The sequence below is a fragment of the Desulfovibrio piger genome (genome assembly GCF_012843875.1).
GTDB lineage: Bacteria > Desulfobacterota > Desulfovibrionia > Desulfovibrionales > Desulfovibrionaceae > Desulfovibrio.
The window spans coordinates 1-1867 of sequence record NZ_JABAFY010000101.1 but is presented as its reverse complement, the minus strand read 5'-3'; the positions used below and the strand labels follow the sequence as shown (position 1 = coordinate 1867).

At 58.0% G+C, this 1867-nt stretch carries 2 protein-coding genes; both read left to right on the top strand.

Annotated features, from left to right (window positions below):
• The first annotated feature begins 293 nt into the window (after positions 1-293).
• Positions 294-779, top strand: coding sequence for a hypothetical protein (locus tag HF854_RS12270; RefSeq protein ID WP_168936538.1), 486 nt, complete (start codon positions 294-296; stop codon positions 777-779).
• Positions 779-1396, top strand: a complete 618-nt coding sequence (locus HF854_RS12265) for a hypothetical protein (protein WP_168936537.1) — start codon at positions 779-781, stop codon at positions 1394-1396. The genes HF854_RS12270 and HF854_RS12265 overlap by 1 nt, the downstream gene beginning before the upstream one ends.
• Positions 1397-1867: the final 471 nt, after the last annotated feature.

The window sequence follows — 1867 nt, the reverse complement described above, 5'->3', positions numbered from 1 at the left end:
AATGGATACTCCAAGCAATCGCGCTGCTTCACCTATTGTGCATAATCTGCTCATAAAGAGTATATTTACATATTTTTATAATATTTCAAGCAATCAGTTTAAGCCCTGTGGTTCTCCAAAAAGGCCCACCGCGTGGTGCAGACCTCCATCAACCTGAGCAGCAGCACCCGCGGCGATCAGGAACAGTTCGGCTCCTCCCTGCCCGGCCGCCTCATCGTGCGCGCGGGCCTGAGCGCCAACAAGACCTGCACCAGATCCTGCCCAATTCGCTCTTCACCGCCCTTGAGAGCCGCATGCAGCCCGTGGAACAGGTCAAGGGCGCGCCCGTGCTGCCCTTCGACCAGGTGCGTGCCGCCATCAATCTGGTGGTCTCCAGCATCCTCATCGCCTCGGCCACGTCCCTCAAGCTGCCCCTGTCCACCACCTATATGACCTTCATGGTGGCCATGGGCTCCTCCTTTGCCGACGGCGCCTGGAACCGTGAGAGCGCCGTCTACCGCATCTCCGGCGTGCTGGCCGTCATCAGCGGCTGGTTCCTGACCGCCATGTGCGCCTTCAGCGCCTGTGCCCTGGTTACCTGGGCCCTGTTCGAGGGCGGCAGCGTGGTGGCCGTCCTCTTCATGCTGGTGGCCGTGGTCAGCCTGGTGCGCTCCAACTTCTTCGGCAAGAAGAAGGAAGAGAGCAGCTTCGACATCGTGGCCGACAACACCGACAAGGACAGCATCCGCGCCAATATCGGCGCTTCGGTGGACGAAAGCATCGATACCGCCGTGCGTTGATGCGCGAAGGCCTCACCGCCTTCCAGGCCGAGGACGAGAAGGTCCTGAACCGCTGCAAGAACGAAGCCGTGAACCTTTTCGAAGACATCTCGCGCTCCCGCGGTTCCTACTACCGCATGGCTCTGCGCGGCGGTGGCGACGATCTGGACAACGAAGCGCGGCACATCTACTACCGCATCTTCAACGGCATGAAGGAACTGAGCCATGAGCTGCGCTCGGTGCTGGGCATGTCCGCCAACCACATCGCCAACCGCCACCGCCCCTACAGCGGCGCGCTGGGCGACAATCTGGACCAGATGCTGGGCATCCTGGAAGACGCCGCCCGCCACTTCCGGGCCTATGCCGCGGGCGAAGGCTCCCGCGCCGAGCTCTCGGCCTATGCCGACCACTGCTCTTCCCGCATCAGCAAGATCCAGATCGAGCTTTTGCAGCGCATCGATACCGAAGGCCTGTCCATGCGCAGCAGTGACCTGTATCTGAACTACCTGCAGTTCGCCCGCGCCTTCATCAACCGTTTCACCATCGTGGCCCTGCTGGAACGCGACCTCAACGACGCCTGCCGCCGTAACGCCGCCCGCAAGGAAGAAGAAACGGCCGCCGCTTCGGCCCAGGCCTAAGACCAGACAACAAACTCTGGAGGAGAACGAAACCCTCTACTCTGCTATGACGTCCGTAAGGCTGGCTGTGCATGCAAAAAACACGCCAGCCGCGTCAAAGAGGCAAATTGTATCGGCTGCCTGCCGTCATCCGCCACGTTCTGTATCGACAGCAGGCACCGGCCAGAATTCATACAGGATCGATCTCCCCCTCAACGCTTCTTCCATATTTCACGGCATAATCTTCCAACTATGGCAAACCTTGTCCCTTTACCGATGAAATCCAGAAAGCCTGTCCACTCCATTGGAAATGAAAAAGGCCCTCCGTATGGAGGGCTTTTTTTTGTAGTCCACAGTATGCTCTCATAATATAAGAGGATGTCCGGCATGTTTTTTGATTTTAAGAGGATGTCCAGCATGTTTTTTGATTTTAAAAGGTGTGGTAATCTCGTCCCATGAAACAAACAGATTTTCGTGATGTGCCTGATGAGC